The sequence below is a fragment of the Micromonospora sp. NPDC048063 genome (assembly GCF_043202855.1).
Taxonomy (GTDB): domain Bacteria; phylum Actinomycetota; class Actinomycetes; order Mycobacteriales; family Micromonosporaceae; genus Micromonospora.
Map to the genome: position 1 here is coordinate 33,499 of NZ_JBIDBG010000010.1, position 24,842 is coordinate 58,340.

18 protein-coding genes are annotated in these 24,842 nt (G+C 74.1%); 14 read left to right on the forward strand and 4 right to left on the reverse strand.

Annotated elements, in window-relative coordinates:
* Positions 1-80: 80 nt before the first annotated feature.
* Both ACGFZ2_RS23055 and ACGFZ2_RS23060 read right to left on the reverse strand, forming a co-directional pair.
* Positions 81-1,787: an ABC transporter substrate-binding protein gene (locus ACGFZ2_RS23055; RefSeq protein ID WP_393456663.1), complete on the reverse strand. Its 1,707-nt coding sequence runs from the start codon at positions 1,785-1,787 to the stop codon at positions 81-83.
* 23 nt (positions 1,788-1,810) lie between these two features.
* Positions 1,811-2,809: a methyltransferase gene (locus ACGFZ2_RS23060; RefSeq protein WP_393456666.1), complete on the reverse strand. Its 999-nt coding sequence runs from the start codon at positions 2,807-2,809 to the stop codon at positions 1,811-1,813.
* 204 nt (positions 2,810-3,013) lie between these two features.
* On the opposite strand from ACGFZ2_RS23060, the gene ACGFZ2_RS23065 reads away from it, so the two are divergent.
* The 3 genes from ACGFZ2_RS23065 to ACGFZ2_RS23075 are packed head-to-tail and all read left to right on the forward strand — an operon-like array spanning position 3,014 to position 7,264.
* Entirely contained in the window at positions 3,014-4,336 is a 1,323-nt protein-coding gene (locus ACGFZ2_RS23065) for an aminotransferase class V-fold PLP-dependent enzyme (protein WP_393270319.1), read from the forward strand.
* 1 nt (position 4,337) lies between these two features.
* Positions 4,338-6,020, forward strand: coding sequence for an ABC transporter substrate-binding protein (locus ACGFZ2_RS23070; protein ID WP_393456669.1), 1,683 nt, complete (start codon positions 4,338-4,340; stop codon positions 6,018-6,020).
* A gap of 53 nt (positions 6,021-6,073) precedes the next feature.
* Positions 6,074-7,264, forward strand: a complete 1,191-nt coding sequence (locus tag ACGFZ2_RS23075; RefSeq protein ID WP_393457055.1) for a DUF885 domain-containing protein — start codon at positions 6,074-6,076, stop codon at positions 7,262-7,264.
* A 74-nt stretch (positions 7,265-7,338) separates the two neighbouring features.
* Here ACGFZ2_RS23075 and ACGFZ2_RS23080 read toward each other — a convergent pair whose 3' ends face one another.
* Both ACGFZ2_RS23080 and ACGFZ2_RS23085 read right to left on the reverse strand, forming a co-directional pair.
* Positions 7,339-8,532: a macrolide family glycosyltransferase gene (locus ACGFZ2_RS23080; RefSeq protein WP_393456672.1), complete on the reverse strand. Its 1,194-nt coding sequence runs from the start codon at positions 8,530-8,532 to the stop codon at positions 7,339-7,341.
* 50 nt (positions 8,533-8,582) lie between these two features.
* The gene (locus tag ACGFZ2_RS23085) at positions 8,583-9,575 is read right to left on the reverse strand and encodes an aldo/keto reductase (protein ID WP_393456675.1); all 993 of its coding nucleotides are present in this window, start codon (positions 9,573-9,575) and stop codon (positions 8,583-8,585) included.
* Positions 9,576-9,772: 197 nt separating this feature from the next.
* Here ACGFZ2_RS23085 and ACGFZ2_RS23090 point away from each other — a divergent pair, with 197 nt between their 5' ends.
* The 11 genes from ACGFZ2_RS23090 to ACGFZ2_RS23140 all read left to right on the forward strand — a co-directional run bounded on the left by ACGFZ2_RS23090 (position 9,773) and on the right by ACGFZ2_RS23140 (position 24,830).
* The gene (locus ACGFZ2_RS23090) at positions 9,773-10,903 is read left to right on the forward strand and encodes a DegT/DnrJ/EryC1/StrS family aminotransferase (protein WP_393456677.1); all 1,131 of its coding nucleotides are present in this window, start codon (positions 9,773-9,775) and stop codon (positions 10,901-10,903) included.
* A gap of 34 nt (positions 10,904-10,937) precedes the next feature.
* Complete coding sequence (locus ACGFZ2_RS23095) at positions 10,938-12,074, forward strand: nucleotide disphospho-sugar-binding domain-containing protein (RefSeq protein ID WP_393456680.1); 1,137 nt, start codon at positions 10,938-10,940, stop codon at positions 12,072-12,074.
* A gap of 72 nt (positions 12,075-12,146) precedes the next feature.
* Entirely contained in the window at positions 12,147-13,355 is a 1,209-nt protein-coding gene (locus tag ACGFZ2_RS23100; protein WP_393456683.1) for a cytochrome P450, read from the forward strand.
* A 41-nt stretch (positions 13,356-13,396) separates the two neighbouring features.
* A complete protein-coding gene (locus tag ACGFZ2_RS23105) occupies positions 13,397-14,659 on the forward strand; it encodes an NAD(P)/FAD-dependent oxidoreductase (protein WP_393456686.1) in 1,263 nt (420 codons plus the stop codon).
* A gap of 49 nt (positions 14,660-14,708) precedes the next feature.
* On the forward strand, positions 14,709-15,743 hold the full coding sequence (locus ACGFZ2_RS23110; RefSeq protein WP_363709261.1) for a ketoacyl-ACP synthase III family protein: 1,035 nt from the start codon (positions 14,709-14,711) through the stop codon (positions 15,741-15,743).
* Between the two features lie 43 nt (positions 15,744-15,786).
* Positions 15,787-19,605 carry a type I polyketide synthase gene (locus ACGFZ2_RS23115; protein WP_393456689.1) on the forward strand — a complete coding sequence of 1,273 codons (3,819 nt, stop codon included), beginning with the start codon at positions 15,787-15,789 and terminating at the stop codon, positions 19,603-19,605.
* Positions 19,606-19,636: 31 nt separating this feature from the next.
* On the forward strand, positions 19,637-20,707 hold the full coding sequence (locus tag ACGFZ2_RS23120; RefSeq protein WP_393456692.1) for a methyltransferase: 1,071 nt from the start codon (positions 19,637-19,639) through the stop codon (positions 20,705-20,707).
* 115 nt (positions 20,708-20,822) lie between these two features.
* Complete coding sequence (locus ACGFZ2_RS23125) at positions 20,823-21,713, forward strand: formylglycine-generating enzyme family protein (protein ID WP_393270376.1); 891 nt, start codon at positions 20,823-20,825, stop codon at positions 21,711-21,713.
* Between the two features lie 2 nt (positions 21,714-21,715).
* On the forward strand, positions 21,716-21,982 hold the full coding sequence (locus ACGFZ2_RS23130) for a MoaD/ThiS family protein (RefSeq protein WP_357458789.1): 267 nt from the start codon (positions 21,716-21,718) through the stop codon (positions 21,980-21,982).
* A gap of 80 nt (positions 21,983-22,062) precedes the next feature.
* Complete coding sequence (locus ACGFZ2_RS23135) at positions 22,063-23,493, forward strand: NDP-hexose 2,3-dehydratase family protein (RefSeq protein WP_393456695.1); 1,431 nt, start codon at positions 22,063-22,065, stop codon at positions 23,491-23,493.
* Positions 23,490-24,830, forward strand: coding sequence for a cytochrome P450 (locus ACGFZ2_RS23140; RefSeq protein ID WP_393456698.1), 1,341 nt, complete (start codon positions 23,490-23,492; stop codon positions 24,828-24,830). The genes ACGFZ2_RS23135 and ACGFZ2_RS23140 overlap by 4 nt, the downstream gene beginning before the upstream one ends.
* Positions 24,831-24,842 lie beyond the last annotated feature (12 nt).

A 24,842-nucleotide genomic window follows, 5' to 3' on the forward strand; every position in this document is an offset into this window, starting at 1 on the left:
CTGGATCACGAGATTCCGTCGGGGTCAAACTACAAGAACCGCTTATATCAGTCAAGGCTGCTATTAGCCGTGGGCCGAATTCAGTCGGGCGGGTCCAGCCAGAGGTTCGCCGCGTCGTACCAGCGGTCCACGTGCGGCAGCGGGATCGCCCCTCGCACCCGGGAGCTGGTCAGGTGCTCGATGGTCGGCTCGCAGGCCAGGATCGGCACGATCGCCACGTCCTGGAGCACCTGCCGGTCGACCCGGTGCCACAGCTCCTCCGCCTCGGCCTCCGTCCGGGCGGACAGCGCGCGGTCGATCAGGTCGTCGACGACCGGGTTGTGGTATCCGCCGTAGTTGGCCGTGCCGACGCCGGTGTTGGACTGGAACATGGGCTGGACGTACGACCGCCCGTTGTTGCCGAACCAGTCCGGCATCCAGGCGGCCGGGGTGATGTCCCACTCCCCCGCCGCCGCGCGGGCCGGGTCCTGGAGGATGCGGTAGTACTCGTCGGTCTGGTCGATCTCCACCAGCCGGACGTCGACGCCGCCCGCGCCCAGGTCCTCGGCGATCGCCTTGGCCACCTGGCCGTGCACCGCGTCGATCCGGTAGATCATGGTGAGCCGCAGCCCGTCGGGGTACCCGGCCTCGGCGAGCAACTCCCGGCAGCGGGCCCGGTCGCCCCGGTCCCCCGGCGTCGGGTACGGGTCGTACTCGCGGTGGCCGAAGTTGCCCGGCGGGATGGCCGTGTGCGCGGGGCGGGTCACCGTGCCGATGTTCATGTCGTCGAAGAACCGGACCAGCCGCGCCTTGTCCACGGCGTACGCGATCGCCAGCCGGACGCCCCGCCTGCGCAGCGCCCCCCGCTCGTGGGGGCTGTGCAGGTTGAACGCCAGGTAGGGGTTCAGCGCCCAGCCGAGGTTCCGGTCGGCCTCGGTACGCCGGCGGGGCCTGCCCACGGCGGCGCCCCAGGAGAGGTCGGCCGCCCCACTCTCGATCTCGGCGCGGACCCGCTCGTCGCTCACCCTCGCCATCCGGACCTCGATCCGGTCCACGTGGCGGCGGCGGATCGGATCGGCGTCGGCCCGCCAGGCGGGGTTGTGGTCCATGGTCAGGTGGCTGCCCCGGGCATAGCTGGTGATGCGGTACGGCCCGTTCGAGCGGACCAGCCGCGCGAAGTCCGGACCGTCCGGAACGAGGTCGTCGAACTCCCGCGGGGCGGCGGAGGCGAACGGCATCGCCAGCAGGTTGAGCATGTCGTTGGCGGGGCGCAGCAGCTCGATCACCAGGGTCCGCTCGTCCTTGGCCCACAGGCCGCGGATCTCGTGGCTGTTCTGGTAGTCGGCCAGCTCGGCGGCGGTGGGCGTACGACCGGCGAAGCGGGCGCGGTAGCCCTCGGCGAACTCCGCCATGCCGGCGATGGTGCTCGTGTAGTAGGCGATGGCGCCGGCCCCGGCGACCGGGTTGGCCATCCGCTTGAAGCCGCGCACGAAGTCCCCGGCGGTCACCGGGCGCGGCGGCGTGGTGTCCCACCGGACCCCGTCGCGCAGGCGGATCGTGCACGTGCGGCCGTCCTCGCTGAGCCCGCCGTTGTCCACCGTGGGCAGTTCGGCGGCCACGTCGGGCACCGGCACGAGCGCGGCGGCGTCCTCGGTGGTCGGGTAGCTGAACAGCTGCCGGGCGAAGAGCCGGATGACCTGGTGGGAGAAGGCGTAGTAGGCGGCGGCGGGGTCCAGGTGGTCGAGGCCACCGGGCCCGTAGTAGCGCAGCGTGCCGCCGTGGCGAGGCTGCTGGTCGTGGTCCGGCACGGGTCTGCTGCCCCTTCCCCGGGTCAGGCCGGCACGCCGACCGCGACGGACATCACCGACGAGGTGCCGACGACCCGGTCCAGGCGCAGCCCGGCCGCGGTGAACAGCGGCTCCAGCTCGGCGGCGGTGCGTTCCTGGCCGGTGCGCGCGGCGAGCATCATGAAGTCCATCTCCTTGCTCTGGTGCGCCTCGTTGCCCTCGGGGACGACCGCGTCGATCACGAGCACCCGGCCGTGCGCGGGCATGACCCGGCGGCAGTTGGTCAGGATCCGGACGCTGTCCTCGTCGCCCCAGTTGTGCAGGATGCGCTTGAGCACGTGCACGTCGGCGTGGGGCACCTCGCTGAGGAAGTCGCCCTCGACCACCTTCCAGCGCCCCGCCACGTCCGGGGCGTCCAGCCGGTGCCGGGCGACCACATCCGCGCGGTCCAGCAGCACGCCCTGCAGGCCGGGGTGCTCGCGCAGGACGGTGAGCAGGAAGCCGCCCCGGCCGCCGCCGACGTCCGCCACGGTGCCGGTGGCGGGGAAGTCGCCGGCGCGGGCGAGGATGAGGTGTTCCGCCGCGCTGACCGTCTCCATGCCCTCGTAGTAGAGCGCCTCGACCTCGGCGTCGCCGTCGAAGTAGGCGTCCAGCGAGCTGCCGAAGATGTCGGCGAAGGCGGGGCGTTCCGGCCCCAGCGCGCTCGCCACCCGGTGGCTCATCGTCCAGAACATCGTGTCGGTGAACATGAGGATGCCGGCCCGCGCGGGCACCGGCGAGTCCGATCGCAGCGCCGCGCCCTTGTCGGTGAGCGCGAACCGGCCGTCGGACTCGCGGACCACGTCGCGGACCGCCAGCAGACGCAGCACCCGCCGGAGCGCGTCCGCGTCGGTGCCCGTCGCGGCGGCCAGCTCGGCGGGCGTACGGGGCCCGTCGACCAGGTGGTCGGCGACGCCGATGGTGGCGGCGGCCCGCAGGGCTGCCGCGTAGGTGTAGCCCATCGCCTCCTCGTAGAGGGCCAGCGCCGACTGCAACCTGTCCATGTCCCCTCCGGCCCGTGATGGCGGACTCTGCCGCTGCACTGTGTCGAATGCTATACCTGAGTCAAGTGCCTGTCAGGTGCAGTGGGGGCCAGGAGCGCAACTTGCGCGATAGTCCTGACCATGTCCACTTGAGAAAGTGATTGCAGTTCCCGGCCCGGAACGCCGCCGAGCTCCGGGCCCGCCGTCGGCTACGAAGGGATCACCGTGAGCCGTACCGTGGAGTCCCCTGGCCCGGCCACCGTGTCGGCGTCACCGGCGCAGAGTCCGCTGCGCACCGCGTCCTGGGCCCGCATCCGCGAGCTGTTCGCCCTGGACCCGACGACCGTGCACCTCAACACGGGGACGGTCGGCGCGATGCCGTACGAGGTGCTGGACACCGTGGACCGGGTGACCCGGCAGTGGACCGGCGGCCTGCTCGACGTCTACCGCCCGGCGATGTTCACCGAGTACCGGGACGCCATCGCCAGGACGTTCGGCGTGGACGGGGACGAGATCGTGATCTGCCACAACGCCACCGAGGGGGTCGCCCGGGTCATCCACGGCCTCGACCTGCGCGAGGGCGACGAGGTGGTGACGACCACGCACGAGTGCTACTCCGTGCTGTCCAACTTCAACCTGCTGCGCAACCGGTTCGGGGTGGTGCTCAGGACCGTCACCCCGCCGTCCGGCCACGAGGTGCGCGCGGAGGAGATCGTCGAGCTGGTCGAGGCCGCGATCACGCCCCGGACGAAGGTGCTCTCGTTCGCCGCGATCACCCTGTTCACCGGGACGATGTTCCCGATCCGGCAGCTGTGCGAGCTGGCCCACCGGCACGGGCTGACCACCGTCATCGACGGCGCGCTGATCCCCGGCATGCTCGACATCGACCTGCGCGCGACCGGGGCGGACTTCATCACCTGCTCCGGGTCGAAGTTCCAGTGCGGCCCGCTGGGCACCGGCCTGATCTACGTCCGCAACAAGGTCGTCCCCGAGCACAACCCGCTGCCGCTGCCCACGTTCTGGCCGCTCATCTCGACCTGGTACCCGATGATGGGCAGCCCACCGCCGCGGACCAGCACCGCCGTGGAGAGCTACAACATGGGCGACTTCCTGCAGAGCGCCGGCAGCGCCAACCTGGCGCGGGGCGCCGCCCTGGCCCGGGCCTTCGAGCTGTGGGACGACATTGGCCGCGACCGCATCGAGGCGTACATCATGGACCTCGCCGAGTACGCCCGCGGCCGGCTCATCGACGCCTTCGGCGCCGAGGCGATGTACTCCCCCGGCGCCGACCCGCGGCTGCGCTCGCCGCTGCTCGCGTTCAACCCGTTCCGGCGGCCCGAGGACGCCTGGAACATCAAGAAGTTCATCGGCTTCGTCAAGCGCCTGGAGACCGAGCACCGGATCTGGACCCGCTGGACGGAGTTCGACGTGCCCGGCTCACCGCACCAGCACTACGCGGCGCGCATCACCACCCACCTGTTCAACAACCGGGAAGAGATCGACCACACCGTACGGACGATGGTCCGCCTCGCCGAGGAGATGTCCTAAAGTGACGCAGGCGCGCAGTGCACCGACGACGAACGACACCCGGCGGTGGGGCACCCTGCGGCTGCTCGGGCCGGCCGCCGTCCACCAGGCGGACCCGGCGGCCGCCTGGTCGCCGGCCGAGCGCCAGTTGCTGCGGCTGTGCACCCGGCAGCTGATCAGCTACCGCCCGGAGCCCGACCCGGGCGACTGGCGTGCCCTCGCGCCGGTCGCCGACCTGGCCGCCGACGTCCCGTCGACCTACAACGCCGGCCTCGGCGCCAGCCACCGCAGCTACGTGGTGCACCTGCGCCCCGGGGTGCTCTGGGACACGCCGACCCCCCGCCCGGTAACCGCGCACGACGTCGTACGCGGCTTCAAGCGGCTGGCCAACCCGCTCACCCGGCACCCCGCGCTGGCGTACTTCCGGGGCACCCTGCGGGGCATGGACCGGTACTGCGACGAGTACGCCGCGGCGGTCGCCGGCCGTCCGCTCACCGCCGCGCTGCTCGCCGGCTTCCAGGACGCCCACGACATCCCCGGGGTCTTCGCCGTCGACGACGAGACGGTGGTCTTCGAGCTGGACCGCCCGGCGCTGGACTTCGTCGACATGCTGGCGCTGAGCGGTGCCTCCCCGGCGCCGGCGGAGTACGACGCCCACCTGCCGGGCAGCGTCGACCTGCACGAGCACCTGGTCGCCAACGGCCCGTACCGCGTCGCGTCGTGGCGCCCGGGGGGCACGATCCGGCTGGAGCCGAACCCGGCGTGGCGCGCGGAGACGGATCCGATCCGCCGGCAGCGGTTCGACGCCGTCGAGTTCCGCGTCGCCACGGGCGGGCCACGCGAACTGACCGACCGGCTCGCCGCCGACGACGCCGACCTGCCGTGGGGCGTGCCGAGCGGCCCGGTGCCCGGTCACCGGCTCGACCCCTGCCTGGTGTTCAACCTGCGCGACCCCGCCAACCCGGCCGTCGCCGACGTCGCGGTGCGCCGGGTCGTCGCCGGGGCGGTCGACCGGGCGGCGCTGGTGCGCATCGCCCGGGCCGCCGACCCGTGGTCCGAGGTCCGCGCCGCGCACACCGTCGTGCCCCCCGGCAACGACGGACACCGGCAGCCCGACCCGCTCGCCGACCCGACCCCCGACGCCGACGCGGACCCGCGCGAGCGGCTCGCCGCCGCGGGGCACCCGGACGGGCTCACCCTGACCGCGGTGCATCCCGACACGGCCGAGGACCTGGCGCTGGCCCGCTCGTGGGCGGCCGACCTCGGCGCCGCCGGCATCGACGTACGCCTGGTCGCGCTCGACGACGCCAACCACCGGGCCCTGCTCGCCGGCACGGGCGACGCGCCCGCCCTCCGGTGGGACCTGGCGGTGGCCGTGTTCACCGCGCCGTGGGCCTACGGCAACGCCCGGGTGTTCCTGCAACCGTTGGTCGGCGAGGGGCCCGGCAATCCCGGCGGCTACCGCGACGCCCGGGTCGACGGGCTGGTCGAGCGCGCGCTGGACGCCGCCGACCCGCGCGAGGCGGTCGCGCGGTGGCAGGAGGTGGAACGGCTGCTGCTCGCCGACGCCGCGGTCGTGCCCCTGCTGTTCCGGCGGGCCACGGACGCCGCGCCGCGTGGGCCCCGGGTGCGGCGCGCGACCGCCCTGCCGGCGCTCGCCGGCCTGCCCGACCTCGCCGACGTGCGGCTCGGGGTGGACCGGTGAACGGTGCCGCCGCCGACGCGGTGGTCGCCGACTACCTCGCGCTCGGGCTGCGGATGGGCCGGCTCGTCGAGGGCTACGTCGACTGCTGGTTCGGTGACCCGGCTCTCGCCGAGCGGGTCGCCGCGGAGCCGGCGCCGGTCCCGGCGGAGCTGGCCGGGCAGGCCCGCGACCTGCTGCGCCGCCTGGGCGACGCGGACCTCGACGCGGAGCGGCGGCGGTTCCTCGCCGCGCAACTGACCGCGGTGGATTGCGCGGCCCGGCGGGCGGCGGGCGAGCAGATCGGCTTCCTGGCCGAGGTGGAGACCTACTTCGACGTCGAGGTGGGGCTGGGCGACCCGGACCGGTACGCCGCCGCCCACGACGCCATCGACGCGCTGCTGCCGGGCACCGGCCCGCTGATGGACAAGGTCGAGGCGTTCTACGCCCGCAACGTGGTGCCGCCGGAGCGGCTGGGCCACGCCGTGCGGGCCGTCGCCGACGCGCTGCGCGCCCGCGCCCGGCCGCTGCTCGGCCTGCCCGACGCCGAGCGGGTCGACATCGAGGTGGTACGCGACCGGCCGTGGAACGCGTTCAACCGGTACCACGGCGGCTTCCGCTCCACGGTGACGCTGAACGAGACGGCGGGACGGACCATCGCCGTGCTGCCGCTGATGGCCACCCACGAGGCGTACCCGGGCCACCACACCGAGCACTGCCTCAAGGAGGCCGGCCTGGTGCTCGCCCGGGGCTGGGACGAGCACCGGATCGCCCTGGTCAACACCCCGCAGTGCCTGGTGGCGGAGGGCACGGCCGAACACGCGGCGGCGGCGCTGCTCGGGCCCGGCTGGGGACGGTGGACCACCGAGGTGCTGGCCGACGAGGGGGTGCCCGTCGAGGGCGAACTCGTCGAGCGGATGGTGGGGCTCGTCAACGAGCTGATGCCGGCCCGGCAGGACGCGGCGATCCTGCTGCACGACCGGGGGGCGTCGATCGACGACGCGGTGGAGCACCTGCACCGGTGGCTGCTGCTGCCGCGCGACCGGGCCGAGCAGATCGCCACCTTCCTGACCGACCCGCTGTGGCGGGCCTACTCGGTGACGTACATCGAGGGGGCCCGGCTGGTCGGCGGGTGGCTCGCGGCCCGGCCGGCCGGCGAGCCGCTCGTCGCGCGGTACCGCACCCTGCTGACCGAGCAGCTACGTCCCGCGCAGCTCCGCGACGGCACCGTCCCCGCGGGCCCGCGTCCGGTGCCCGCCGCCGGCTGAGCGCCCGCGCCACCGACCGCCGCCCCGCCCACCGGGCGGTGCCGTGCGCGGCCGGTCGATGCGCGGGCGGGGTTTCAGCGGGCGCGGGCCAGGTGTGCCTCCACCGCGTCGGCGGCCCGGACCGCGCCGCCGGCCCGGCGGACGTGGCCCCGCATGGCCTCGACCCGGGCGATCAGCGCGGGGTCGGCCGCGACGGCCCCGACGGCGGCGAGCAGCGTGTCGCCGTCGGCCTTCTCCCCGGGCAGCACCGCGCCGAGGCCGAGCTGGTCGACGCGCCGGGCCATCGGCCGCACGTCGAAGGACTGCGGCACGACCACCAGCGGGCGCCCCCAGTACAGCGCCTCCATGAGGGTGCCCATGCCGCCGTGCGTCACGCAGACCGTCGCCTGTTCGAGCACCTTGACGTGCGGGACCCAGCGGTGCGCCTCGACGTTGGGCGGCAGGTCGCCGAGAGCCGCGGGGTCGACCTGGCCGCCCAGCGTCATCACCACGTGCCACGGCTGGCCGTCGAACGCCCGCGCGCAGTCGCGGAAGAAGTCGGGCCGGTCGTTGAAGGTGGTGCCGAGCGACACCAGCACCACCGGCAGGTCGTCGGCCGGGCGGCTCCACTCGCCGAGGAACCGCCGGTCGTCGAAGCACGGCCCGACGAAGACAAAGCGGTCGTCGAAGGTGTCGCCGGCGATCTGGAACGCCTTCGGGACGAAGACCAGGTTGAGCTCCTCCACGTGGTTCCAGCACTCCACGACCGACCGGGAGAGGCCGTGCTCGGCCAGCAGGTCCCGCAGGGTGTCGCGGAACACCGGCAGGTCGAGCGGGTCGATCGTGCCGGCCAGGGTGACCATGTCCTGGGAGAACGAGTAGTGCTCGTTCGACGCGAACGCCGCGCTGAGCCGGACGGCGGGCCGCCGCCAGCGGGCGGCCAGCAACTGCCCGGCGATGAACGGGAAGTCGTCGTAGAGGACCAGGTCCGGCACGTCGCCGTCGAGCGCCGCGGCGGTGGCCCGGAGCACCGAGACGTTCTCGCGCAGGTACATCAGGTGGGGGCGGACGCCGAGGTCGTCCGAGCCGAACACCTCGGCGGCGTCCGCGTCGATGATCTCGGACTGGTAGGGCACGACCGTCGCGCCGGCGGCGCGGACCGGCCCGGCGAACCCGCCGGCGGTGACGTAGCTGACCCGGTGCCCGCGCCGGGCCAGCTCGGTGACCACGGTGAGGGTGGGCAGGATCAGGCCGTGGCTGGCGACGTTGACGATCAGGAGGTGGGCCATCGTCGACTCCGTCCGTGGTCGGGGTCCCGGGCGCGCCGGCGCGGGTCGGGTCAGGACATCCAGGCGTCCGGGGCGGCGCCGCCCCGGCCGAGCGGCGGGAACAGCTCGTCGAGCCGGGCGAGCTCGGCCGCGGACAGCGGCCGGTGCAGGGCCCGCAGGGCGCCGTCCAGGTGTTCGGGGGTACGCGGCCCGACGACCGCGGCGGTCACCGCCGGCCGGTGCAGCACCCAGGCCATGCCGACCTCCGCCGGGTCCCGGCCGGCCTCGGCGCAGAACTTCTCGTACGCGGTGAGGGTCGCGCGGTGGTGCTCGACCGCCTCGGCGGCCCGTCCCTGCGCGGACTTGACCGCGGTGCCGTCGGCCAGCTTCCGCAGCACGCCGCCGAGCAGCCCGCCGTGCAGCGGTGACCAGACGAGCACCCCGATGCCCTCGGCGGCGGCGGCCGGGAGCACCTCCAGCTCGACGTACCGGCTGACCAGGTTGTAGACGCACTGCTCGCTGGCCAGGCCGAGCAGCCGGTGCCGGCGCGCGGCCTCCTGGGCACTCACCAGGTCCCAGCCGGCGAAGTTCGAGGAGCCGACGTAGCGGACCTTGCCCTGCCGGACGAGCTGCTCCATGGCCTGCCAGATCTCGTCCCAGCCGACCTCCCGGTCGACGTGGTGCATCTGGTAGAGGTCGATGGTGTCGGTCTGGAGCCGGCGCAGCGACGCCTCGCAGGCCGCGACGACGTGTCGGGCCGACAGGCCCCGGGCGTTAGGGCCGTCCCCCATCGGGTTGCCGACCTTGGTCGCGAGGACCACCTCGTCCCGGCGGGCCGGGTCCTTGGCGAGCCAGCGCCCGATCATCTCCTCGGTCCAGCCCCGGTGCACCCGCCAGCCGTAGATGTCGGCGGTGTCGACCAGGTTGATTCCCTGCGCGACGGCGTGGTCGAGCAGCCGGTGGGCGTCGGCCTCGTCGACCCGGCCGCCGAAGTTGACGGTCCCGATCGCGACCCGGCTCACCCGCAGGCCGGTCCGCCCGAGCCGGACATGCAGCGACGACACCCCGGACCTCCCGTGCACCCGGTGCCGGACGCGGCGTCCGGCGACCCGTTGAAGATATACATTTCTCAACCCCTTCACCTCGCCGGTTGCAAGTTCCGCAATCAGGAAGAACGCCTGTCGGGCGATATCGACAGGGCTCCCTTGACGGCCCTCCGAGGGGACTTGAGAATCATGTGGCAACTAGCGAGAGGGGCGTCATGATCCCGCTGTCCAAGGTCGCCATGTCTCCGGACGTCGGCACCCGCGTCTCCGCCGTCCTGAGCAGTGGTCGGCTGGAGCACGGGCCGACCGTCGCCGAGTACGAGGCGGCCGTGGGCAGCCGCATCGGCAACCCCCGGGTGGTCTCGGTCAACTGCGGGACGGCCGGGCTCCACCTGGCCCTGAGCCTCGCCGCGCGGCCGGGGGCCGGCGAGCCGGAGCACGACGGCCCGGGCGAGGTGCTCACCACGCCGCTGACCTTCGAGGGCACGAACTGGCCCATCCTCGCCAACGGGCTGCGCATCCGGTGGGTGGACGTCGACCCGGCCACCCTCAACATGGACCTCGACGACCTGGCCGCGAAGATCTCACCCGCCACCCGGGCCATCGTGGTGGTCCACTGGGTCGGCTACCCGGTGGACCTCAACCGACTGCGCGCCGTCGTGGACCGGGCCACGGCGGGGTACGACCGCCGCCCGCTGGTCGTCGAGGACTGCGCGCAGGCGTGGGGCGCCACCTACCGGGGCGCGCCACTGGGCACGCACGGCAACGTCTGCGCGTACAGCACCGGGGCGATCAAGATCCTGACGACCGGCAGTGGCGGCTTCGTCGTGCTGCCCGACGACGACCTGTACGACCGGCTCCGGCTGCGCCGCTGGCTCGGCATCGAGCGGGCGTCGGACCGGATCACCGGCGACTACGACGTCGCCGAGTGGGGCTACCGGTTCATCCTCAACGAGATCGGCGGGGCGATCGGCCTGTCCAACCTGGAACGGGTCGACGAGCTGCTGCGCCGGCACCGGGAGAACGCCGCGTACTACGACAAGGAACTGGCCGGCATCGACGGCGTCGAGCAGACCGAGCGCGCCGACGACCGGGAGCCCGCCTTCTGGATGTACCCGCTGAAGGTCCGCGACCGTCCCGCCTTCATGCGCCGGCTGCGCGACGCCGGCATCGCCACCAGCGTCGTGTCACGCCGCAACGACGCGCACAGCTGCGTCGCGTCGGCCCGTACCACCCTGCCCGGGCTGGACCGGGTGGCGGACCGCGTGGTTCACATCCCGGTGGGCTGGTGGCTCTCCGAGGACGACCGGTCCCACGTCGTCGAAACGATCAAGTCCGGCTGGTGACCCCCGCCGCAACCCCGAACAGAAGGGCTCCGACATGCGCGTGCTGTTCGTCTCCTCCCCCGGGATCGGCCACCTCTTCCCGCTGATCCAGCTCGCCTGGGGCTTCCGCACGGCCGGCCACGACGTGCTGATCGCGGTCGCCGAGCACGCCGACCGGGCCGCCGCCGCCGGCCTGGAGGTGGTCGACGTGGCGCCCGACTTCAGCGCGGTCAAGGTCTTCGAGCAGGTGGCGAAGGACAACCCGCGCTTCGCCGAGACCGTCGCCACGCGTCCCGCGGTCGACCTGGAGGAGTGGGGGGTGCAGATCGCGGCGGTGAACCGCCCGCTGGTCGACGGGACGATCGCCCTGACCGACGACTTCCGGCCCGACCTGGTGGTCTACGAGCAGGGCGCCACCGTCGGGCTGCTGGCCGCCGACCGCGCCGGGGTGCCGGCCGTGCAGCGCAACCAGAGCGCCTGGCGGACCCGGGGTATGCACCGCTCGATCGCCTCCTTCCTGACCGACCTCATGGACAAGCACCAGGTCAGCCTGCCGGAGCCGGTGGCGACGATCGAGTCGTTCCCGCCGAGCCTGCTGCTGGAGGCGGAGCCCGAGGGCTGGTTCATGCGCTGGGTGCCGTACGGCGGTGGCGCCGTCCTCGGCGACCGGCTGCCGCCGGTGCCCGCCCGACCCGAGGTGGCGATCACCATGGGCACCATCGAGCTCCAGGCGTTCGGCATCGGCGCCGTGGAGCCCATCATCGCCGCCGCCGGCGAGGTGGACGCCGACTTCGTGCTCGCCCTCGGCGACCTCGACATCAGCCCGCTGGGCACGCTGCCGCGCAACGTCCGGTCGGTCGGCTGGACGCCGCTGCACACCCTGCTGCGTACGTGCACCGCGGTGGTGCACCACGGCGGCGGCGGCACGGTGATGACCGCCATCGACGCCGGCATCCCGCAGTTGCTCGCCCCGGACCCGCGCGACCAGTTCCAGCACACCGCCCGGGAGGCCGTCAGCCGGCGCGGCATCGGCCTGGTCAGCACGTCGGACAAGGTCGACGCGGACCTGCTGCGCCGGCTGATCGGGGACGAGTCGCTGCGCACCGCGGCCCGGGAGGTACGCGAGGAGATGGTCGCGCTGCCCACGCCCGCGGAGACGGTGCGGCGCATCGTCGAGCGCATCTCGGGTTGAGCCGGTCGCGCCGCCCGCCGCCGCCACCGTCGGCGGCGGGCGGCGCGAGGGAGCCACTGGAAGGGACACCTCGTGCTGGTCGATGCCGTGACCGCGTTCGATCCCACCGACGCCGACGTCCGGCGTGACCCGTACCCGTCCTACCACTGGCTGCTGCGGCACGACCCGGTGCACCTCGGCGCCCACCGGGTCTGGTACGTCTCCCGCTTCGCCGACGTGCGCGGCGTGCTCGGCGACCAACGCTTCGCCCGGACCGGCATCCGCCGGTTCTGGACCGACCTCGTCGGGCCCGGGCTGCTCGCCGAGATCGTCGGCGACATCATCCTGTTCCAGGACGAGCCCGACCACGGCCGGCTGCGCGGGGTGGTCGGCCCGGCCTTCTCGCCGTCCGCGCTGCGCCGGCTGGAACCGGTCATCGCCGACACCGTCGACGAGCTGCTGCGGCCCGCCCTGGCCCGGGGCGCGATGGACGCGGTCGACGAGTTGGCGTACCCGCTGGCGCTGCGCGCGGTCCTCGGCCTGCTCGGCCTGCCCGCCGCCGACTGGGAGCCGGTCGGGCGGTGGTCGCGCGACGTGGGGCGGACCCTGGACCGGGGCGCCAGCGCCGAGGACATGCATCGCGGCCACGCGGCGATCGCCGAGTTCGCCGACTACGTGGGGCGGGCCCTCGCGAGGCGGCGGCGCGAGGGCGGCGAGGACCTGCTGGCGCTGATGCTCGACGCCCACGACCGCGGCCTGATGAGCCGCAACGAGATCGTCAGCACGGTGGTCACGTTCATCTTCACCGGCCACGAGACGGTGGCCAGCCAGGTGGGCAACGCCGTGCTGAGCCTGCTGGCGCACCCCGACCAGCTCGACCTGCTCCGGCGTCGGCCGGACCTGCTGGCCCAGGCCGTCGAGGAGTGCCTGCGGTACGACCCGTCGGTGCAGTCCAACACCCGGCAGCTCGACGTCGACGTGGAGCTGCACGGCCGGCGGTTGCGCCGCGACGACGTGGTGGTCGTCCTGGCCGGCGCGGCGAACCGGGACCCGCGGCGGTACGACCGGCCCGACGAGTTCGACATCCGGCGGGACCCGGTCCCGTCGCTGTCCTTCGGCGCGGGGATGCGCTACTGCCTCGGGTCCTACCTCGCCCGTACGCAGCTACGCGCCGCGGTGGCGGCGCTGGCCCGCCTGCCGGGCCTGCGGCTGGGCTGCGCCGCGGACGGGCTGACCTATCAGCCGCGCACCATGTTCCGGGGTTTGGCCAGCCTGCCGATCGCGTTCACGCCAGGCGGTTGAGCGCCGCGTCGTCCCTGTCCGAGCAGGAGGAATCGTCGACCATGAGCCATCCCGAACCCGAGTACGACGTGATCGTCGTGGGCGGCGGCCCGGCCGGATCGAGCACGGCCGGTCTGCTCGCCCAGGAGGGCCACCGGGTCCTGCTGCTGGAGCGCGAGAAGTTCCCCCGCTACCACATCGGCGAGTCCCTGATCAGCGGCGTCACCCTCACCCTGGACGCGCTCGGCGTGCGCGAGCGGATGGCGGAGCTGCGCTTCCAGATCAAACACGGCGGTAGCCTGCTGTGGGGGGCCGACCAGACCGCCCCGTGGTCGTTCCGGTTCCGGGAGATCCGCGACGCCCGGTTCGACTACTCGTGGCAGGTCCGGCGCGCCGAGTTCGACGCGATGCTGCTGGACCGGGCGCGGGAACTGGGCGTGGTGGTGGTCGAGGGAGCCACCGTCCGGGGGCCGCTGACCGACGGCGACCGGATCGCGGGCGTCAGCTACCAGTTCCGGGGCGAGGCCGACCCGGTCGACGCCCGCGCCGCGATCGTCGTCGACGCGTCAGGGCAGCAGCGCTGGCTCGGCCGGCACTTCGGGCTGGTCTCCTGGCACGACGACCTGCGCAACATGGCGACGTGGAGCTACTACGCCGGGGCGCTGCGCTACCCCGGCGACCACGAGGGCGACCTGCTCGTCGAGAGCCGTTCCCACGGCTGGCTCTGGTACGCGCCGCTGAGCCGCACCCTAACCGGGATCGGGTATGTCACCCCGTCGGACCGGTTCGTCGAGTCCGGCCTGCCCCCGGAGCAGTTGCTGGAGAAACAGATCGCGGAGTCGAACGAGGTCTCCTGGCTCACCGCCGGCGCGCGGCGGGTCGACGCCTACCGCACCGCGCGGGACTGGTCGTACGCGTGCACCCAGTTCTCCGGGCCGGGCTGGGTGCTGGTCGGTGACGCGGCCGCCTTCATCGACCCCCTGCTGTCCTCCGGCGTGACGCTGGCGATGCGCGGCGCGCTCAGCCTGTCCCGGGCGGTGCACGAGGCGCTGGCCGCGCCGGAGAAGGAGCGTCACCTCATGCAGGTGTACGAGGACCGCTACCGGGACTTCCTCGCCGCCCTGATCGACCTGATCCGGTTCTTCTACGACGGCGCGCACGGCCGCGACGAGCTGCACCTGCGCGCCCAGACCATCGTGGACCCGGACCGGCTGATGCCGCCGAAGATCTCGTTCGTCTCCCTGCTGTCGGGGCTGGCGCGGGGCGACGAGACGCTCGACATCGCCCCTCGGACGGCCATTGACCGTCCGTCGGGCGCTATATAATCTTAAAGCGAAGTGCCTCGATCACATCCAACGCCGAGGAGAGAAGCCGATGCGCACCGCCGGAACGTACATCCGTGGGATCGGGGCCTACCTTCCTGAGACCGTCACCGTCGAGGACGCCGTCGCCCAGGGCCTGTACCCGCAGGAGGACATCGAGACTCACGGGCTGGGCGGCGCCGCGATTGCCGGCGAGCTGCCCGCGCCGGACATGGCGCTGCGCGCCGCCCAGGACGCCCTCAAGGAGAGCGAGCTGGGCCGCGGCGACATCGACCTGCTGCTCTACGCGGCCACCTGGCACCAGGGCCCCGAGGGCTGGCTGCCGCACGCCTACCTCCAGCACTACCTCCTCGGCGGGGTGCCCCGGGCGACCGAGATCCGGCAGGGCTGCAACGGCATGTTCACCATGCTCGAGATCGCGGCCAGCTACCTCAAGGCCGCGCCGGAACGCAAGGCCGCGATGCTCGTCGCCGCCGACAACTACGGCACCCCGCTGCTGGACCGCTGGCGCACCAACCTCGGCTTCATCCTCGGCGACGCCGCATCGGCGGTGGTGCTGAGCACCGAGAGCGGCTTCGCCGAGCTGCTGTCGGTCTGCTCCATCACCGTGCCGGAGGCCGAGGAGGTGCACCGCGGCGGCGAGCCGATGTTCCCGCCCGGCATGACCGTCGGCCGGGAGCTCGACTTCGGCGCCCGGCTCTTCTACCACATCACCGAGCAGACCCCCGTGCTCGCCGTGCTCGGCGAGGCGCAGGAGACGATGACCACCGTCGCCGAGCAGGCGCTCGCCGAGGCCGGCATCGGCACGACCGACCTGGCCAAGGTCTCCTTCATGAACTACTCCCGGGAGGTGGTCGAGCAGCGCTGCATGGCGCCCCTGGGGCTGGGGATGGAGAAGTCCACCTTCGACTTCGGGCGCATGATCGGGCACTGCGGGGCCAGCGACCACCTGCTCGCCCTGCACCACTCGCTGCGGGCCGGCGAGGTCACCGCCGGCGACCACGTGCTCTGGCTCGCGATGGGCCCCGGCGTGGAGTTCACCGCCGCCGTCCTGCGCGTGCTGGACAACCCCTACGTCGACCGCTGACCGCCCCCGCCCGCGCCGCGACCCGACCAACGGAGGTACGACGATGACCCGGGACGATCCCGCCGACAACCCGTACCAGGTGGCCGTCATCGGCATCGGTTGCCGGCTGCCCGGCGACGTCGACACCCCGGACGCCCTCTGGGAGCTGCTGCTCAAGGGCGGCCAGACCGCCGGTGAGATCCCCGCGCAGCGCTGGCGCTCCTACCGGGAGCGCGGCCCCGAGTACGAGGCGGTGCTGCGCGACACCGTCACCGCCGGCAGCTACCTGCGCGACGTCGCGGGCTTCGACGCGGAGTTCTTCGGCCTCTCGCCCCGGGAGGCGGCCGAGATGGACCCGCAGCAGCGGATCCTGCTCGAGGTCGGCTGGGAGGCCCTGGAGCACGCCGGCCTGCCGCCCACCGGGCTGGCCGGCACCGATACGGGCGTCTTCGTCGGGGTCAGCACCACCGACTACGGCGACCGGCTGCTGGAGGACCTGCCGACGGTCGAGGCGTACACCGGTATCGGCGCGGCCACCTGCGCCCTGGCCAACCGCATCTCCTACGCGCTGGACCTGCGCGGGCCGAGCGTCGCCGTCGACACGGCCTGCTCGGCGTCGCTGGTCGCGGTGCACCTGGCCTGCCAGAGCCTGCTGCTGCGGGAGAGCACGGTGGCCCTGGCCGGCGGCGTGAACCTGGTGCTCACCCCCGGGCAGAACGCCTCCCTCCAGGCCGCCGGCACCCTCGCCCCCGACGGCGTGAGCAAGTCGTTCGACCGCGACGCCGACGGGTACGGCCGCGGCGAGGGGTGCGGCGTGCTGGTGCTCAAGCGGCTCGACGACGCCGAACGCGACGGCGACCGGATCCTCGCGGTGATCCGTGGCAGCGCGGTCAACCAGGACGGCCACACCGACGGCATCATGGCCCCGTCCGGCCCCGCGCAGCAGCACGTCGTCCGCCGCGCCTGCGACCGGGCGGGCGTCGCCCCGGCGAGCGTGGACTACGTGGAGGCGCACGGCACCGGCACCCAGCTCGGCGACCCCGTCGAGGCGACCGCGCTGGCCGCCGTCTACGCCGCCGGCCGCCCCGAGGACCGGCCCTGCCTCATCGGCTCGATCAAGTCCAACGTCGGGCACCTGGAGGGGGCCGCCGGGGTCGCCGGGCTGATGAAGGCCATCCTCGCGCTGCACCACGGCCAGATCCCGGGCACCCCGCTGCGCGGCGAGCCGATCGACGCCGTCGCCGACGGCACCGGGCTGCGCCTGGCGACCGGCACGCTGCCCTGGCCCGAGCGGGACGGTCCACGCCGCGCCGCGGTCTCCGGTTTCGGCTACGGCGGCACCATCGCCCACCTCGTCCTGGAGGAGGCGCCGCCCGTGCCCGCCGGGGCCGACGCGCCGGCCACCGACGACGCGGCCCGGCCACTGTTCCCGCTGTCGGCCCGGTCGGACGCCGCACTGCGTCAGCAGGCCGCCCGGCTCGCCGACCGGCTCCACGGCGACGACCGTCCGGACCTGGCCGACGTCGGCCACACGCTGGCGCGCCGCCGGGCCCACCTGACCCACCGGGCGGTGGTCACCGGGCAGGACCGCGACGAGGTGGTCGCCGCCCTGCGCCGGCTCGCCGCCGGGCAGCCGGACCCCGACACGGTGTCGGGGGTGGCGCCGGCCGGGCGGCCCGCCCACCCCGTCTGGGTCTTCTCGGGGCACGGTTCGCACTGGGCCGGCATGGGCCGTGACCTGCTCGTCCACGAGCCGGCGTTCGCCGCGGCCATCGACGAGATCGAACCCGTCGTCGCCGAGGAGGCCGGCTTCTCGCTGCGGCAGGCGCTCGCCGCTCCCGAACTGGCCGGGGTGGACCGGATCCAGACGCTGACCTTCGCCATGCACCTCGGCCTGGCGGCGGTCTGGCGGGCGTACGGGGTCCGCCCGGCGGCCGTCATCGGGCACTCCGTCGGCGAGGTCGCCGCCGCCGTGACCGCGGGCATCCTGCCCCCGACCGACGGGGCCCGGCTGATCTGCCGCCGGTCGGCCCTGCTGCGGCGGGCCGCCGGCCGGGGCGCGATGGCCATGGTCACCCTGCCGTTCGCCGACGTCGCCGAGCGGCTCGCCGGCCGCGCCGACCTGGTCGCGGCGATCGCCTCCGCCCCCGCGTCCACCGTGGTCTCCGGCGACATCGCCGCCGTGGACGCCGTGATCGAGCAGTGGCCGGCGGAGCGGATCGCCGTCCGCCGCGTCCAGTCCGACGTGGCCTTCCACAGCCCGCACATGGACGACCTCGCCGACGAGCTGCGGGCCGCGGCGGCCGACCTGCGCACCGCGGCGGGAACCGTGCCGATGTACTCGACGGTGCTCGACGACCCGCGCGCCGCGGCCGCCTGCGACGGGGCGTACTGGGCGGCGAACCTGCGCCGGCCGGTCCGCCTGGTCGACGCGGTCGACGCGGCCCTGGCCGACGGACACCGCACCTTCGTCGAGATCTCCGCCCACCCGGTGGTCGCCCACTCGCTGCGCGAGACCCTCGACCACGCCGGCATCGAGGACGGGTACGTCGGCACGACGCTGCGCCGCCACGTCCCCGGGCACCGCACCGCCCTCGCCGCCGTCGCCGAGGCGCACTGCCACGGCGTCGAGGTCGACTGGGCGCGGCTGCGGCCCGACGGCGGGCTCACCGACCTGCCCCGGTACGCCTGGCGGCACCAGGAGCTGTGGCGCGAGCCCACTCCCCCGGTGGCCGCCGGCGGGCACGACATCGGCTCGCACACCCTGCTCGGCACGGCGACCACCGTCGCCGGCACCGAGCTGCGGCTGTGGCACACGGTGCTCAGCGACGCGAGCCGTCCGTACCCGGGCAGCCACACCGTGCAGGGCGCGGAACTCGTGCCGGCCGCGGTGCTCGCCGCCACCTTCCTCGCCGCCGGCGCCCGCGACGGCGCGGCGGTGACCCTGCACGACCTGTCGATGCGGGTGCCGCTGGCCACGGCCGGACGCCAGGAGGTCCAGGTGGTGGACGACGGCGGAACGCTGCTGCTCGCCTCCCGCCCGGCCGGCGCGGACGCCGCGCCGTGGCTGACCCACGCCACCGCGCGCGTCACGCCGGACGACACCGCGGCGCCGCCGGCGCCGGCCGCCGGCACCCGGGGCCCCGGCGGCGTGGTCGCCGACCCGGGGCTCGTGCGGGACCGGCTGGCCCGGGTGGGCGTTCCCGAGACGGCATTCCCCTGGACGGTCGACCGCCTCACCACCGGCAACGGCGGGCTGCGGGCCCGGGTCCGCTTCCCCGAGCCGGCCGAGGACTGGGCGGCCGTCATCGACGCCGCGGTGTCCATCGCACCGGCCGCGTTCCCCGGCGAGCCCCGGCTGCGCCTGGTCGACGCGATCGAGCGGATCTGGACGAACGGCACGGCGCCGGCAGTCGCCATCGTCGACGTCGTCCCGGACGACGCGCGAGAGGACACCGTCGACGTCACGGTCTCCGCGTCGGACGGCACGGTGGCCGCCCGGCTCAGCGGCCTGCACTACCCGGTGGTCCCCGACGCCCCGGCCGCCGACACCGACGGAACCGGACCGGACCGGCAGTCCCTGGCCGACCTCGACCCGGACGAGCTGCGCGAGCGCCTGATCGAGGAGGTGCGCGCGGCGGTCGCCGCCGAGATGAAGCTGGCCGTCGAGGCGCTCGACCCGCGCCTGCCACTGGTGCAGCAGGGCATGGACTCGGTCATGACGGTCATCGTGCGCCGGCGGCTGGAGAAGACCTACCGCCGCGTGCTGCCGGCCTCGCTGTTCTGGCAGCAGCCCACCGTCACGGCGATCGCGGTGCACCTGGCCGAGCTGATCGCCGCGCCGTCGCCGGACGGGGCCGTCGCCGACGCCGTGGCCCGCTGACCCACCCGGCCGCGCCGAACCGGAGGAGCCCATGGAACTCACCACGACCGACGCCCGGCCCGGGCTGCGGCACCGGATGCAACAGCTGATCTACGGGTTCTTCACGGCGCAGACGCTGCACGTGGCGGTCCGGCTGCGGATACCGGACCTGCTCGCCGACGGCGCGCGGGACGTCGTCGACCTCGCGGCGGCCACCGGCGCGGACGCCCCATCGCTGCGCCGGCTGCTGCGGGCGCTGGTCTTCCTGGAGGTGCTCGACGAGCCCGCGCCGGGCACCTTCGCCCTGACCGAGCAGGGCGAGGTGCTGCGGGCGGACGTGACCGGGTCGATGCGGGAGCTGGTGCTGCTGCTGTCCGGGCCGGAGAGCTGGGCCGCGTGGGGACACCTCGAGCACAGCGTACGCACCGGTGAGGTGGCGTGGGACCACGTGCACGGCCAGAGCTGCTTCGACCACCTGATGGCGGACCCGCAGCGGCAGGCGGCGTTCAACGCGGCCATGGCCGAGGGCTCACGGGCCTTCGTACCCACGCTGCTGTCGGCGTACGACTTCGGCGACCTGCGCACGGTGGTGGACGTGGGCGGCGGCAGCGGCGCCCTGCTCGCCGGGGTGCTCGCGGCGCACCCGCACCTGCGCGGCACGGTCTTCGACACCCCCGACGGCGTGGCCGACGCGGCGCGCACCATCGCCGAGCAGGGCGTGGCCGACCGGTGCCGGGTGGAGGCCGGTGACTTCTTCGTCTCGGTGCCGCCGGGCGCGGACGCCTACGTGCTCAAGAGCGTGCTGCACGACTGGGACGACGAGCAGTGCGTCGAGGTGCTGCGGACCGTCCGCCGGGCGGTACGGCCCGACAGCCGGGTGGTGCTCATCGAGTCGCTGATGCCGACGACCGTCACGACGGCGCCGAGCGTCGCGCAGGTGGTCATGAACGACCTGAACATGATGGTCTGTCACGGCGGCCGCGAGCGCACCATCGCGGAGTTCCGCGAGCTGCTGCGGGCGGCCGGCTTCCGGCTGGAGTCCGTCACGCCCTGCCCGGCGCCGAGCGTCATCGGCATCCTGGAGGCGGCGCCGACCCCCGCCGGCGGGCCGGGCGGGAGCTGAGGCGATGGCGCGCATCGGCGACGGCCTGGCCGACCTGGACGGCGTCCGGCGGCCGACCGACCCCCGCCTCGGCCCCGACGCCGCCCGGCCCGCGCCGGAGGCGACCCCCGAGGACATGGTCCGGATCCCCGGCGGGACCTTCCTCCAGGGCTCGCCCGAGCGGACGCTGGACTGGCTGGAGAGCGAGGGCCAGGCGTTCCCCCGGGACTGGTTCACCGACGAGACACCGCAGGTGCCGGTCACCCTGCCCGACTACCTCATCGACCGGCACCAGGTGACCGTCGCCCAGTTCGCCGCCTTCGTCTCCCGCACCGGCTACGTCACGTCCGCCGAACGGGCCGGCGGCAGCATGGTCTACGGCGATCAGTACTGGGAGATCCGCGAGGGCGCCTGCTGGCACCGACCGGCCGGGTACGGCAGCGGCGTCCGCAACCGCGACGACCACCCCGTGGTGCACATCTCCTTCGCCGACGCCGAGGCGTACGCGCGCTGGGTGGGCCGGCGGTTGCCCACCGAGCCGGAGTGGGAGCGGGCCGCCACCGGCCCGTCGTACCGGCTCTGGCCCTGGGGCGACACCTGGGACAGCCGGAACGCCAACACCGCCGAGCACACGGCCGGGGCGCTCGGCGACCTGGACGCCTGGCGGACCTGGTGGGGGGCCATCCACGCCGCGCAGGGGCCGATGCCGCAGACCACGCCGGTCGGCGCGTTCTCCCCACGCGGCGACAGTGTCGACGGGTGCGCCGACATGACCGGCAACGTCTACGAGTGGACGTCCACGGTGGCGCACCTCTACTCGCCCACCACCCGGTGCGACCCGACGATCCACCTGGTGATGGGGCGTTTCAGGGTGGTCCGGGGCGGCTCCTGGATGAACTTCCGCTACCAGGTGCGGTGCGCGGAACGGTTGTACGGGGACCCGACCGGATGGTCCAACTTCGCTCTCGGCTTCCGTTGTGCGCGTGACGTCACGGCGGTCCCCGACGTCGACGACAACGGGAGGTAGCGATGGTCACGGTGTTGCTGTCGGCCGGCTGGGCCCACCGGGGGCAGAAGAGTTTCGAGTGCCGCGAGGGCACCGTGCGGGACGTCATCAGGGAGTTCGTCGAGACGTACCCCGTCTACCGCCGCCGGCTGCTCGACGACACGGGCGAGCCGCTGACCTACTACAACGTCTACCTCGACGGGGACCTCGTCGAGAAGGCGGACCGGTCCCGGGTGACCGCCCGGTCCGACAGCACGGTCGCCATCGTCCCGCCGCTGGCCGGGGGCTGACCCACCGGTCGGACGCCCGGTCCCGACCCGGCGTCCGGCCACCGGCGTCCCGCCGAGCGCGTCCCCGTCAGGGAGGAAGCATGCTCCTGCCGCACACCGACGCCCGACCCGGCCCCCGGGCCGACCGTGACGACCTCGCTCGCCGGCTGGCCCGGTCGGCCCGGCACCGCCCCCGCCCGGCCGGCCGGCTGGCGGCCTGGCTCGCGCAGCGACAGCGGGCGAACCCGTTCGAGGTCACCGAGGTGCCGTTCGCCGACCTGACCGGCTGGCACTTCGCGCCCGACTCCGGCGACCTGGTGCACGAGAGCGGCCGGTTCTTCAGCGTCGAGGGCCTGCACGTGCGGACCGACCGCGGGCCGGTCGGCGAGTGGTGGCAGCCGATCATCCACCAGCCCGACCGGGCTATCCTCGGCATCCTGGCCCGGGAGATCGACGGGGTGCTGCACTTCCTCATGCAGGCCAAGATGGAGCCGGGCAACGTCAACGGCGTCCAGTTCTCCCCCACCGTGCAGTCCACCCCGAGCAACTACCAGCGCACGCACCGCGGCGCCCGGTCCCGCTACGTGGAGTACTTCCTGGAACCGGGGCGCGGCCGGGTCCTCGTGGACGTGCTCCAGTCGGAGCAGGGCTCCTGGTTCCGGGGCAAGCGCAACCGGAACATCATCGTCGAGGTCGCCGACGAGGTGGCACCGCACGAGGACTTCGTGTGGCTGACCCTCGGCCAGATCCACGACCTGCTGCACCGGCCGCACCTGATCAACATGGACGCCCGTACCGTGCTGTCCTGCCTGCCGGGACACGCCGTCGCCCGCGACGACGCCGCCGACGCCGGGACGATCGGCGCCGCGGTGGCGGAGTCCTCGCTGACCGACGGCGCGTGGCAGCCGCTGCTCGAGGTCCGCAACTGGCTGACCGCCAACAAGGCCGGTCCCACCCTGACGACCCGGCAGGTCCCGCTGCGCGAGGTGCGGGACTGGTACCGCACCGACGACGAGATCCGCCACCGCTCCGGCCGGTTCTTCCGCATCGTCGGCCGGCGGGTGCGGGCCAGCAACCGGGAGGTGGCGCAGTGGTGCCAGCCGTTGCTGGCGCCGTGCGGGACGGGTCTGGTGGCGTTCGTCGTCCGACGCATCGACGGCGTGCTGCACGCGCTCACCCACGCCGATCTGCGGCCCGGCTACCGGGACACCGTCGAGCTGGGGCCGACCGTGCAGTGCACCCCGGACAACTTCACCGGCCCGGCCTGGGACGGCCGCCCGGAGTACCTCGACCTGGTCCTCTCCGACGAGGTACGCGTGCACTACGACGTGCTGCAGTCGGAGGAGGGCGGGCGGTTCCACCACGCGGTGACCCGGCACATGGTGGTGGAGGTCGGCCCGGACTTCCCCACCGCGACGCCGCCGGACTACACCTGGCTGACCCTGGGCCAGCTGACCGCCGTGGCGGCCTTCAGCTACCAGGTCAACATCGAGGCGCGCAGCCTCCTGCTCTGCCTGCGGGCGCTGCGATGACCGGGCGCGACGACCGGCCCGACGGCGGCCGGCCGGTCCCACCCGGGCCGGCGGTCACGCCCGGACCGCCGGTCACGCCCGAGCCGGCGGCGCCCGAGCCGGCTGTGGCCGCCGGGCCGACCGGGAACGCGGCCGGGATCGATGCGTTTCCGCTGCCTCGCCGGTGCCCGTTCGGCCCGCCGGCCGAGTACGCCCGGCTGCGGGCCGAACAGCCGGTCGCCCGGCTGCCCATGCTCGGCGGCAACACGGCCTGGGTGGTGTCCCGGTACGCCGACGTCAAGCAGGTGCTCGGCGACCCGCGGATGAGCGCGGACCGGCGCCGGGCCGGTTTCCCGCGGTTCGCGCCGACCACGGAGAGCCAGCGGCAGGCCTCGTTCGAGAACTTCCGCCCCCCGCTGAACTGGATGGACCCGCCGGAGCACACCGCGGCCCGCCGCCAGATCGTCGACGAGTTCGCCGCGCGGCGGGTGCGCCAGCTGCGGCCGCTGGTCGAGCGGGTGGTGGACGAGCACCTCGACGCCATGACGGCCGGGCGGTCGAGCGCCGACCTGGTGCCGTCGTTCAGCTATCCGGTGCCGTCGCGGGTGATCTGCGAGATGCTCGGCGTGCCGTACGGTGAACACGCGTTCTTCGAACGCCGGTCCACCCGGATGCTGAGTCGCGGCGCGCCCGCGGACGAGCGGGCCCGGTGCGCCCGCGAGATCCGCGACCTCCTCGACGGCGTGGTGACCGACAAGGAGCGGCACCCCGGTGACGACGTGCTCAGCCGGCTGCTCGCCGCGCAGCGCGCGGCCGGCGAGCCGGACCACGAGGCCGTGGTGAGCATGGCCTTCGTGCTGCTCGTCGCCGGGCACGTCACGACGTCGAACATGATCTCACTGAGCGTGCTGGCCCTGTTGACCCATCCGGAGCGGCTCGCCCGCCTGCGCGCCGAGCCGGGCCGGTTCCCCGCCGCCGTCGAGGAGTTGCTGCGGTACTTCACCGTCGTCGAGGCGGCGACCGCGCGCACCGCCACCGCCGACGTGACGATCGGTGGGGTGACCATCCGGGCCGGGGACGGGGTCGTGGCGCTGGGCCAGGCCGCGAACCGGGACCCGGCGGCGTTCGACCGCCCGGACGAGTTCGACCCGGACCGCGACGCCCGCCACCACCTTGCCTTCGGCTACGGACGCCACATCTGCCCCGGCCAGCACCTGGCCCGGCTGGAACTGGACGTCGCGCTGCGCCGGCTGGTCCGGCGGCTGCCCGGGCTGCGGCTGACCGTGGACGTGGACGACCTGCCGCTCAAGGAGGACGGCAACATCTTCGGCCTGTACGCGCTGCCGGTCGCCTGGTGAGTCGACGCACCC

Excerpts from the sequence above, each read along its gene's own strand:
- ACGFZ2_RS23060 (WP_393456666.1), bottom strand. The coding sequence starts at position 2,809 with ATGGACAGGTTGCAGTCGGCGCTGGCCCTCTACGAGGAGGCGATGGGC.
- ACGFZ2_RS23075 (WP_393457055.1), top strand. The coding sequence starts at position 6,074 with ATGGGCCGGCTCGTCGAGGGCTACGTCGACTGCTGGTTCGGTGACCCG.
- ACGFZ2_RS23080 (WP_393456672.1), bottom strand. The coding sequence starts at position 8,532 with ATGGCCCACCTCCTGATCGTCAACGTCGCCAGCCACGGCCTGATCCTG.
- ACGFZ2_RS23090 (WP_393456677.1), top strand. The coding sequence starts at position 9,773 with ATGATCCCGCTGTCCAAGGTCGCCATGTCTCCGGACGTCGGCACCCGC.
- ACGFZ2_RS23095 (WP_393456680.1), top strand. The coding sequence starts at position 10,938 with ATGCGCGTGCTGTTCGTCTCCTCCCCCGGGATCGGCCACCTCTTCCCG.
- ACGFZ2_RS23105 (WP_393456686.1), top strand. The coding sequence starts at position 13,397 with ATGAGCCATCCCGAACCCGAGTACGACGTGATCGTCGTGGGCGGCGGC.
- ACGFZ2_RS23110 (WP_363709261.1), top strand. The coding sequence starts at position 14,709 with ATGCGCACCGCCGGAACGTACATCCGTGGGATCGGGGCCTACCTTCCT.
- ACGFZ2_RS23115 (WP_393456689.1), top strand. The coding sequence starts at position 15,787 with ATGACCCGGGACGATCCCGCCGACAACCCGTACCAGGTGGCCGTCATC.
- ACGFZ2_RS23120 (WP_393456692.1), top strand. The coding sequence starts at position 19,637 with ATGGAACTCACCACGACCGACGCCCGGCCCGGGCTGCGGCACCGGATG.
- ACGFZ2_RS23125 (WP_393270376.1), top strand. The coding sequence starts at position 20,823 with ATGGTCCGGATCCCCGGCGGGACCTTCCTCCAGGGCTCGCCCGAGCGG.
- ACGFZ2_RS23130 (WP_357458789.1), top strand. The coding sequence starts at position 21,716 with ATGGTCACGGTGTTGCTGTCGGCCGGCTGGGCCCACCGGGGGCAGAAG.
- ACGFZ2_RS23135 (WP_393456695.1), top strand. The coding sequence starts at position 22,063 with ATGCTCCTGCCGCACACCGACGCCCGACCCGGCCCCCGGGCCGACCGT.
- ACGFZ2_RS23140 (WP_393456698.1), top strand. The coding sequence starts at position 23,490 with ATGACCGGGCGCGACGACCGGCCCGACGGCGGCCGGCCGGTCCCACCC.